Source organism: Staphylococcus succinus, from assembly GCF_029024945.1.
Lineage (GTDB): Bacteria > Bacillota > Bacilli > Staphylococcales > Staphylococcaceae > Staphylococcus > Staphylococcus succinus.
This window is the reverse complement of record NZ_CP118976.1, coordinates 82,765-94,506: the sequence shown is the minus strand read 5'-3', so window position 1 is coordinate 94,506 and position 11,742 is coordinate 82,765. Positions and strand designations below refer to the sequence as shown.

8 protein-coding genes are annotated in these 11,742 nt (G+C 33.7%); all 8 read left to right on the top strand.

Annotated features, from left to right (window positions below; all coding sequences use genetic code 11):
* Window positions 1-117 precede the first annotated feature (117 nt).
* On the top strand, window positions 118-2,223 hold the full coding sequence (locus tag PYW31_RS00380; protein WP_046837613.1) for a BglG family transcription antiterminator: 2,106 nt from the start codon (window positions 118-120) through the stop codon (window positions 2,221-2,223).
* Between the two features lie 19 nt (window positions 2,224-2,242).
* Complete coding sequence (locus PYW31_RS00375; protein WP_046837614.1) at window positions 2,243-2,710, top strand: PTS sugar transporter subunit IIA; 468 nt, start codon at window positions 2,243-2,245, stop codon at window positions 2,708-2,710.
* A gap of 73 nt (window positions 2,711-2,783) precedes the next feature.
* Complete coding sequence (locus PYW31_RS00370) at window positions 2,784-3,062, top strand: PTS sugar transporter subunit IIB (protein WP_046837615.1); 279 nt, start codon at window positions 2,784-2,786, stop codon at window positions 3,060-3,062.
* Window positions 3,063-3,174: 112 nt separating this feature from the next.
* Window positions 3,175-4,434 carry a PTS galactitol transporter subunit IIC gene (locus tag PYW31_RS00365; RefSeq protein WP_046837616.1) on the top strand — a complete coding sequence of 420 codons (1,260 nt, stop codon included), beginning with the start codon at window positions 3,175-3,177 and terminating at the stop codon, window positions 4,432-4,434.
* Window positions 4,435-4,454: 20 nt separating this feature from the next.
* Entirely contained in the window at window positions 4,455-5,486 is a 1,032-nt protein-coding gene (locus PYW31_RS00360; protein WP_046837617.1) for a zinc-binding dehydrogenase, read from the top strand.
* 52 nt (window positions 5,487-5,538) lie between these two features.
* A complete protein-coding gene (locus PYW31_RS00355; protein WP_169746242.1) occupies window positions 5,539-5,688 on the top strand; it encodes a hypothetical protein in 150 nt (49 codons plus the stop codon).
* A 42-nt stretch (window positions 5,689-5,730) separates the two neighbouring features.
* Window positions 5,731-6,774, top strand: a complete 1,044-nt coding sequence (locus tag PYW31_RS00350; RefSeq protein WP_046837618.1) for a galactitol-1-phosphate 5-dehydrogenase — start codon at window positions 5,731-5,733, stop codon at window positions 6,772-6,774.
* 522 nt (window positions 6,775-7,296) lie between these two features.
* Entirely contained in the window at window positions 7,297-11,682 is a 4,386-nt protein-coding gene (locus PYW31_RS00345) for a non-ribosomal peptide synthetase (protein ID WP_046837619.1), read from the top strand.
* Window positions 11,683-11,742 lie beyond the last annotated feature (60 nt).

Genomic DNA, 11,742 nt, shown 5'->3' with positions numbered 1-11,742 from the left:
AAAAGTCATTGTACAAGTATTAGCCTAAATGCGTAGGTTAGCGTTTCTTTCATCATCATCACAGCATTGTACATTATATACAAAAACATTTGTGTCTAACAGTTGTACAACTCTTTGATGACCTGTGCTAAATTAGATTCAACAACAAAGGAGGGAGTTAATATACAAACAGAAAACTTTAATATCATTACTGAAATGATTAAAAACCCCAATGTTAAAGGGAAAGACTTAGAAACGATGTTCAAGATTTCGCGAAGACAGCTTGGCTATCGTATCCAAAAAATTAATGATTGGTTAGTAGAACAAAATTGCCCGCCAATCGAACGTACGAGTCAAGGTTTCTTCATAGTTGATGATATGATTAAAAATTTTCTTAATGTATCCACAACATCTCTCCAACAGGAAAATGAGCAGGTATATACTGCTTACCAACGCGCGCACCTCATTTTGCTGATGTTGTTAAGGGAAGATGAAATGTTATCATTAAATCATTTTGCAATAGATTTAAAAGTGAGTAAGAATACCATATTAAATGATTTGAAAAAACTAAAATCATTACTGACACCTTATGAAATTAGCCTGAAATATTCACGACAGGAGGGATATTATCTCAAGGGTAATGAATTTGAAATCAGAAAACTTTTAACCAATTTAATTGATAGAATCTTTACTTTAAATATCACTCAAGATGATATTTTGCGAAATTTAAAATTAAAAGAAAAAAAACTTCATATCATTGATGATCAAATTAACAAAATTGAACAATATTTAGAGAATAAGTTTATTGATCAAAGTACAGAAACATTGCGCTATAAACTGTATTTCATTATAAGAAGAATTCAACATGGCAAAATCATTTCACCTTTTTCAATTGGTTACGATGATCTATCTGACACTGAGGAATATCAAGCGACTGAAATTTTAACATCAAACTATCCTGATATACCTCGACAAGAGAAATTATTTATTACCTTGCAACTTTTATCTACAAGTGTGCAATGGTCAGAATTAAATGATGCTAAGTATTTACCATCATTACAATTAGCGTTGGAAGCTATGATTAATCAATTCGAGAAACTCACTTTTATTACATTTGAAGACCGGCACACTTTAATCAATCAACTAATGTTTCATATGAAGCCAGCTTTTTACAGGATCAAATATGACTTATCTGATATCGAAAGTTTACAGAATACTCTGAAAGATGATTACAAAGAACTATTTCATTTAGTTAAATTATCTTCTAAACCTATGGAACAGTTCTTTCAACGTCCTTTACCCGATAATGAAATTGCTTATTTAACAATACTTATCGGTGGCACTTTAAGAAGACAAAACGAAGATATCGATAAAAAAGTAAAAGCAGTAGTCGTATGCACACAAGGAACCTCCATTTCTCAATTAATGTTACAAGAACTACGAAATGTGTTTCCAGAATTTATATTTTTAGATGCACTTTCACTACGTGAGTTTAATCACTATACACTAGATTTTGATGTTGTGTTCTCGCCCATGCAAGTCATGACACATAAAAGGCTGTATATTACTAAAGCAATATTAACCGCACAAGAAAAACAAGATCTCCGACAACACGTGTTGGGTCAACTCAATCATACTTTCGAAACAGACATATACGCTGAAAAAATGCTAGCTATCATACGTGAGCATGCTCACATTCATAACGAACAAGTATTGTTACGAGAAATTAAAAATCAATTTGATGATATTCATGCATATGCTTCAATAACATCATCATCTATTTCGTTAAATGGTAATTTGAATTTACAAGATTTATTGCCAATACACCATATCCAGTTTGCGCAGTGCATTTCAGATATGGAAGTAGCAATACGTTTAGCAGCCGAACCACTTTTGACACAACAATATATAGATGCTAACTACATTGATTCAATGATTAAATCCTTTGACGAAACTTATATGGTTATTCACCAAAATATTGCTATACCTCATGCTGAGAATGAACAAAATGTAAATAGAACAGCTATGAGTATGTTGGTATTAGAAGAACCCTTAACACTCAGTACTGGGTTTGACGTTCATATCTTTGTAGTTATCGCAGCAACAGATAAATTCAAACATTTAAGACCCCTATTACAATTACGAGATTTAGCACAAGACCATAAAAGCATTCAAAGTATCATACAATCTGAATCGAAATCACAAATTTTTGAGACGATTAAGACGTTCTCAAATATAGATTAAAGCAAAGGGGTTATGTCATATGCAAGGTTTAAAGATAGATGCCTCAAATATCATTCTTAATTTAGAGGCTAGAACAAGCGATGCAGCATTGAGTGAATTAGCTGAATTAATGTATAGCAATGGCTATGTAAAGGCATCTTATAAAGATGCAGTTATCGCAAGAGAAAAGTCATTTGCTACTGGGTTACCCACTGTGTATTGTTCTGTGGCTATTCCACACACAGATATTGAGCATGTAGAAGCTAAATCCATAGGTGTCGCCGTACTTAAAGATACTGTCCCATTCGTCATTATGGGAGAAGTTAAAGAGACAACTGACGTCAAATTGATATTTATGCTTGCGATGGATAAAGAAGATGCGCAATTATCATTATTACAAAAATTAATGGGCGTTTTTCAAAACGATCAATTACTCAAAACAATCGTAAATGCCAAAACACGCAATGAAATCGCACAAGTTATAGAACAAGAGTTAGCTGAAACGTAAATATTTATTCACTAAACATTTAACAGGATGAGCAATTCAAAGATGGAATGCTCAAAATTAGGAGGAATTTATTATGAAACAAGTATTAGTCGCATGTGGTGCAGGTATTGCAACGTCAACGGTAGTTAATAGCGCAATCGAAGAAATGGCAAAAGAACATAATATTAAAGTAGATTTAAAGCAAATCAAAATATCGGAAGTCAGTGCTTACGTAGATACTGCAGATTTATTAGTCACAACAGCTATGACACAAAAAGAATATGATTTCCCTGTCATTAACGCTCGTAATTTCTTAACAGGCATCGGCGTTGAAGATACTAAAAAAGAAATTCTAGATGTATTAAAAAGCTAATTTAAATGAAATCAACAGTTGGGATAAATATCATAAAAGAAGTTCATTCATTAGAAAATGGCATCTTTATTTATTCCAACATCACTTTATATTAAAGAGGATGGTGTAAGGGATGGGTAGATTTGTAGATTTTATACAAGCATTTCTAGATTTAGGGGCAACCGTTATTCTTCCAATCGTCATATTTATACTTGGATTATTTTTCAGACAAAAAATAGGTTCTGCCTTTAGATCTGGTTTGACGATTGGTGTCGCATTTGTAGGTATTTTCTTAGTTATTGATTTATTAGTAAATAATTTAGGGCCCGCTGCACAAGCCATGGTTAAAAACTTAGGGGTAAGTCTAAATGTGATTGATGTCGGTTGGCCAGCAACTTCTTCTATTGCATGGGCTTCAGTCATTGCAGCCTTTATTATCCCCTTAGATATCATTATTAATATTGCTATGCTATTAACGAAGACTACCCGCACGATGAACGTAGATATATGGAACTTTTGGCATTATACGTTTTGTGGTGCGATGGTCTACGCTGTATCTGGCAGCCTGTGGCAATCTTTAGTTGCTGCAGTTATATTCCAAATCGTCTGTTTAAAAGTAGCAGATTGGACTGCACCAATGATGAGCAAATTCTATGATTTGCCAGGTGTTTCTATTGCTACTGGTAGTACAATTTCTTATGTCCCTGGTATCTTTCTAGTTCAGGGATTACAAAAAATTCCTGGCATCAATAAATTGAATGCAGATCCAGAAACAATTCAAAAACGTTTTGGTGCATTTGGAGAGTCTATCTTTGTTGGCTTAGTACTTGGTTTAGCAATTGGTATATTAGCAGGCTATAACGTAGGAGACGTTATTAATCTGGGTATGTCGATGGCTGCAGTAATGGTATTAATGCCTCGCATGGTTAAGATTCTTATGGAAGGACTTATGCCTGTCTCAGAATCTGCCCGTACATGGTTAAACAAACGCTTTGGAGATCGTGAGATTTATATTGGTCTAGATGCTGCAGTAGCATTAGGACATCCTGCAGTAATCGCTACTGCACTAATTTTAGTACCTATTACTGTATTATTAGCAGTGATTTTACCTGGTAACCAAGTATTACCGTTTGGTGATTTAGCCACGATTCCATTTATTATAGCGTTTATCGTTGGTGCTGCGCGTGGTAATATCATACACTCTGTTATTGTCGGTACCATCATGATTGCTATTTCCTTATATATTGCAACAGATGTAGCACCAATTTTCACAAGTATGGCAGATGGTACGAAAGTCAAAATGCCTTCTGGAGCCGCTCAAATTTCAAGTCTTGACCAAGGTGGTAACATCTTGAATTATATTATTTTCAAATTCTTTAGTTTATTTAATTAATATATAGGAGCTGACTTTACATGAAAGCACTTGTAAAAACTGGATTAGGATTCGGAAACTTAGCATTATTAGATAGAGAAATCCCCTCTCCTACTGCAGATGAAGTCAAAATCAAAGTTCATTATGCCGGTATTTGTGGTACTGATATTCATACTTACGAAGGACATTATAAAGTAAATGTTCCTGTTACACTGGGCCATGAATTTTCAGGAGAAGTTGTAGACATAGGGGCAAATGTCACAAACTTCAAAATTGGTGATCGCGTTACATCTGAAACGACATATTATATATGTGGTGAATGCCAGTACTGTCAAAGTGGAGATTATAATTTATGTAACTATCGAAAAGGCTTAGGCACTCAGCAAAATGGTGGATTTACGCAATACTTAGTAGCACGTGCAGCGAGTGTTCACCATCTACCCGATAACGTTTCTTATAAGGCAGCAGCAATGACAGAACCTTTAGCATGTGCGCATCACGCTGTCTCTAAAATAGAAATAAAACCCGATGATGTCGCTGTAATTATGGGTCCTGGGCCTATCGGATTACTTGTAGCCCAAGTCGTTAAAAGTAAAGGGGCTAAAGTAATTATCACGGGATTAGATGCTGATAAAGCAAGATTAGATAAAGCTACTGAGCTTAATTTAGACCATGTTGTAAATATTCAAAAAACAGATTTAAAAGCGTATGTAAATGAGCTTACTGATGGCAACGGTGCCGATATTGTCTTAGAATGTTCTGGCGCTGTACCTGCAGCCAAACAAGGGCTTGATATCTTACGTAAAAAAGGGTTATATGTGCAAGTTGGCATTTTTAAAGAACCTGAAATTCCTTTCAGTTTAGAAAAAATCGTGCAAAAAGAAATACGTGTAGTAGGAAGTAGAAGCCAAAAGCCCGCTGATTGGGAACCATCACTTCAGTTATTAAGTAATGGAGATGTTGACGCTGAAGCACTGATCACCAATGAACTTGATATTTCACAATGGGATGAAGGTTACAAGCATATTAAGGATGGTGCAGGCATTAAAGTACTACTCCGCCCCATTAATTAATCTGGTTCATTACATTTCATTTTAAAATTCAAATGATAAGGAGATAGTCATTATGGTAGAAATGATGTTAGATTTTATGCTTGGGCCAATGAGAGGAATTACTGACTTTTATATGGATCATTTACTTTATTGTAATGCAGTTGTATTTTTAGGCTATTTTGGCGCTAAATTATTTAAAAAAAGAAAAGTTGTTTCCGAATAAAACTAGAACTTTAAATTATAGAAAATAAAGAGGTGAATCTCTTTGAAAGCTTTAAACCTTTATCATACTGAAGATTTGAGATATGAAGACACTTCCTCGCCCCAAATTATGGCAGCAGACGATGTGATTATCAAAGTCGTAGCCACAGGTATATGTGGGTCAGATATCTCTCGTTATAAAAAATTAGGCCCTTATCAAACAGGCATGACATTTGGACATGAATTTTCAGGTATTGTCGAAAGTATCGGGAGTCAAGTTACACATGTCCAAATTGGCGATGCAGTCACTGGATGTCCAGCTATTGTTTGTCATGCTTGTGAGCAATGCGAAAAAGGAAATTATTCAAGATGTGCACAGCTATTTGTCATAGGTTCCTATCAACCGGGCTGTTTTGCAGAATACGTTAAGCTCTCTGCTTCTAACGTTTTAAAATTACCAGAAAATGTAGACTTTGATACAGCTGCTATGGTGGAACCTTCTGCAGTTGTCGCACATGGTTTCTATAGAACAAGTATGAAACCGGGTGCGACAGTAGCTATCATGGGTTGTGGTAGTATTGGATTGTTAGCCATCCAGTGGTCTAAAATATTTGGTGCTGCGAATATCATTGCTATTGATATTGACTCCCATAAATTAGACATTGCCCAAACCTTTGGCGCTGATTATGTCATCAACTCTAAAAATGAAAATTTAGATGCAGCTATAGCTCGGATTCCATTTAATATAGATGTGGCGGTGGAGTCCGCAGGTTCACCATTTACAATTGGCCAAGTCCTAACACTGCCGACCAAAGGTGGAGAAGTGTTACTACTCGGTATTCCCTACTCCGATATCGAAATGGAACGCACACACTTCGAAAAAATATTACGAAATGAGCTTAATGTGATTGGATCTTGGAATGGTCTGTCTGCGCCTTTCCCTGGAGAAGAATGGTCTGCAACACTCCATTACATGTCTACAGGTGACATCAAAGTCGCCCCTATGATTTCAGACCGATTAGAATTAAAAAAAGGGCCTGAAACTTTTGATGCAATTGTTCATAAAAAGAAACACTTCGATAAAGTGATGTTCTACCCGGAACTATAACATCCTGACTCTAGCATTATAAAAAGCCTATTACCAAATTACGGTATTTGACTTTTAATATTAAATTGATGTCCCAATCGTTTATATGTTAATTAACATTGATACCTATGGTCAAAAAGCATATCTATTTTATTTTGAGTATTGCCTTTAGACAAGTAGTGTTTTAACGAAGCTAAGCAAGTATTTGCTTAGCTTCTTCTTAATTTATTTGCTTCACAGACATCTAATCATTTTTACCACTAATAAAATGCACCTAATACTATCCATGTATTTTACGAGATTTTAATTGTAATACTTACTTTGTTAACTCACAATTATAGTCACTTCCAAAGGTGTCATTTTATTTTTATAGTAACTTAAGTAAATAAAAAAACAGACAAATAGGTGCCTATCTCTGCTAATTATGTTATAACATCATAGTGTAGTGACATGTAACCACAAGTCACTATTCAAAACACTTCGAACATATATAATTTATATAATTAAATATTATATAAATTGAAAACATGGAGGATAAATTCAATGAAAGACTATATATTATCTGAAGCACAACGTGAAATTATTCAGTTAGAGGAATATTATGAAAATACAAGTATTAATAATATTGCAGCGCTTGTGACTATCAAAGATAAAGTTAAAACATCAGATATTGAGAAATCTCTAAATCATTTAATACAAATACATGATAGTTATAGAATTAAAATCAAAAAAGTGAACACCGAGTATAAGCAATATATTGATGCATTTCAAAGTAAAACGTTTGATTATATCGATTTTAATGCCAATCAAAAAGGCTTTGATCAATGGATTCATACACAGGTAAAATCAAATATATTCAATTTGAATAGTGACTTATTTAAATTTGTGATTTTAACACTTCCCCAAGGAGATACCGGTATATTATTACTGCAGCATCATATTATTTCAGATGGATGGAGTATGACCATAGCTGGAAACACCTTATGTGAATCTTTAATTTACGGGAACAAAAATGAGAATTTTGAGTATACGTATTTAAATTGTATTGAAGATGAAATAAATTATAAAAATTCTGGAAGGTTCGTAAAAGATAAACAATTTTGGCTCAAAAAAACAGAAAATTTAGAAGATAATGAGTTATTCGAGAATAACTGGATGCATAGCGCTCAAGGAGATAGACTAAATTATCAATTATCAGACGACTTCACACAAAAAATTATAAATTTTTGTGAAAGAAACACATTAAGTATTAGTAATTTATTTTCTGCAGTTATGCAGATTTTAAAACATAAAAAAACTTCATCAAACAAAAACTCGATTGGATTAGTATTACACAATAGGAATACGCAATTTGAAAAGAAAGTAACGGGCGTTTATTCAAGAGTGTTACCTATCATCGTTGAAATTGATAAACACTCATCTATCGATACTTTTTTACGAACAATAAAAAAGGAAACTTTCAACGTATTAAAACACCGAAAGTATGCAAATAGTTATATATTAGAAGATAGTGGCAATGCTAAAGGCTTACTAGATTTCGTCCTTTCATTCCAAAATACACAACATAATGCTGACTTTATAAAAAGAGGATATTCAGAGGAGTGGTTAGACTCCGGAACTACTAATGTCCCATTAAATCTTAATATAAGTAATAGGCATGGCGAAGATAATTTAGATATAGATTATGATTACCAAATAGATATTGTTAGTAAAAAAGAAGTTATGCGCTTACACACTAATATTATAGAAATTTTAAATGCAATATTAGAAAACCCAATGCAAAAAATCAGTGAAATTGAGATTATTGCAAAAGAAGAAAGGTCACTCGTTTTAAATGATTTTAACGATACACAACTATCACTTAATAATTCAGCGACATTTATAGAACGTTTTGAAAATCAAGTAGCTAAAACACCAGAGAAAACAGCAATCACATATGAAGGTGAAAGTCTAAGCTATCAAGCATTAAATGCTCGTGCGAATCAATTAGCGCATCAGTTACGTAATAATGGCGTTAAACCTAATCGTCTTGTAGGCATAATGACACACCGTCATTTAGAAATGGTTATTGGTATTTATGCCATTCTAAAAGCTGGCGCCGCATACGTTCCAATTGATCCAAATTATCCCAATGACCGTATCGACTATATCCTAGAAGATAGTCGAGCGACAGTATTACTAACCGATTGCGCTATAGACAATGCTATTGAATTTAATCAAACAATTATAGATTTGAAGGACCATGCTAACGCATCAACAGAACCTGTAGAAAACTTGCCGCATGTCACAGATGTAACTCATTTAATGTGTGTTATTTATACTTCTGGAACAACTGGAAAGCCTAAAGGTGTCATGATGTCTTACAGAAGCGTGATGAATAATCTTAATAGAAGAATTCATCGATTTAATATCAGTAGTGATGACAACATTCTGTTTAAAATGCCTTTTACCTTTGATCCGTCTATATGGGAATTATTTGGATGGGCAATGGTGGGTGCACAGGCAACAATATTACCTTCAGGTGAAGAAGGTAACCCAGAACGCATTACTTCATTAATTCAAAATTCTAAAGTAACACTAGCTGTCTTTGTGCCTTCTATGTTTAATCCGTTTATCACTTACATTAAGTCGACAAAACAAGCACACTTACTTTCTAGTTTAAACTATGTCTTAGTTGGCGGTGAGGCAGTGACAGCAGAATTAGTGAATGAATTTAACAAATGGATTGGCCAAACAAACAATACACAATTAATTAATGTGTATGGGCCCACTGAAACTACGATTGATGTTACCAATTTTGATTGTGAAAGCCATGTTACCTATGAGGCTATACCCATTGGTCAGCCTATTGCCAATACGCAAGCGTATATTATGAACGAAGACAATAATCTTATGGGCATTAATATGCCTGGAGAACTTTGTATTGGTGGTGTAGGCGTAACTGATGGTTACTTAAATCGTCCAGAATTAACTCAAGAAAAATTCATCGACAATCCATTCGGTGAAGGTAAATTATATCGTACGGGTGATTTAGCAAAGTGGCAAGATGATGGAAATATTGCATATTTAGGACGTATCGACGATCAAGTAAAAATACGTGGCTATCGCATTGAACTTGGTGAAATTGAAAGTATCTTGCGTCAAATTGAAGATATTATAGATGTTGCAGTCATTGCCAAAGCAATGGCAGATGAAGAATTAGCGATATGCGCTTACTTAGTATCAGATAAAGTAATTGCGTTTGATGCTATTAAAACAGAATTAAGCAAACAATTACCAAATTATATGGTTCCAACATATATAGAACAAATTGAACAAATACCAGTCACAGCTAACGGTAAGTTAGATAAACAACAATTACCTGATATTAAAATTGAAAGTAAAAGTTATGTCGCGCCCACAAATAATACAGAAATCATGCTGACTCAAGTATTTGAAAACATCTTGAATATTGAACGTGTAGGTATAGAGGATAATTTCTTTGATATTGGGGGCCATTCGCTTAAAGCATTAGGTATCATAAACGAAATCGAAAATGAGACCGGTATACGTATACCGGTAAAAATTATTTTTGAAAGACCAACGATTGAACAATTGGCTAAATTTATAAAAAATAGCAGCGACATGAAACATATTCAAGATATTCCAAAAGCTACAGATAAGCCATATTATGCTATTTCTCCAATACAACAGCATATTTATATATTGAACGAAATAGCAGGTAAACAAACGACAGCCTATAATATGCCGGGCATATTTAATATTACAGGTAACGTAGATATTGAACGCGTACAATACGCTTTTCAATCTTTAATTCATCGACATGAAGCATTAAGAACACGCTTTGAAACAATTGATGGATCTCTTGTACAAGTCATCGAACCACATACACAGATTAAGATAGACTATGAAAAAGAACCAAACGCTGATATTGACGAACTTTTAGAAGATTTTGTAAAACCATTTAACTTACAAATAGCGCCTTTATTCAAAGTTAAGATAGTGAAACGTGATGATCAACGTTATATTTTACTATTTGATATCCATCACATTATTTCAGATGGTGCATCCATCTACAATGTCATTAGAGAATTTTCACAATTGTATCAAGGGCACAAGTTAGGAGAAGTCAAATTACAGTATAAAGATTACAGTGAATGGATTAATAATACTGATTTTAGTAAACAACGCACATTCTGGTTATCACAATTTGAAGATACATTACCTATTTTAGACTTACCTTTAGACCGTCCGAGACCTAAGCAACAGACTTTTGAAGGTAAAACCGTTACTGTAAATATGCCGAGTGCACTGAAAGATGCAATGCAAAGTTTAGCGCAAACAACTGGTAGCACCGACTACACGATTTTATTAACTTCATTATTTATTTTATTACGTAAATATACACATCAAGAAGATATTGTCATTGGTAGTCCTGTTTCCGGACGTACCCACAAAAACACTGAAAAAGTCATAGGCGCCTTTTTTAACAGGATTGCTATGCGTGGATACCCAGAAAGTCATAAATCATTCAATCAATTACTATCAGAAATTACAGACTTATCATTAAAAGCTTTAGACAATCAAGATTATCCTATTGAAAAATTGAAAGATGAAGTAACCGAAAAACATGGTTTAAAACGCTCTACATTGCATGATGTAACATTCGCATTTCAAAATATCAATAATACAATATTGGAAATAGACGATTGGGAAATTGAAGAAAAAGAAGTTTCCGGCACCAATGTTAAATTTGATTTACACATGATGATCGAAGGTCATGAGGATTATCAATTATCATTAAAATATGCCAGTGAATTGTTTGATGCAACAACAATCGAACAAATGCTAAATACATTTATTGATATACTGGATAGCGTTACAAAAGATCCCGAACTAAAAATAAAAGAAATTGAAGAACAAACATAAATATAAGAAGTTTAAGGGAGCATTTTAAATAAAATGCTCCCTTTTTTTTAATTTATAATA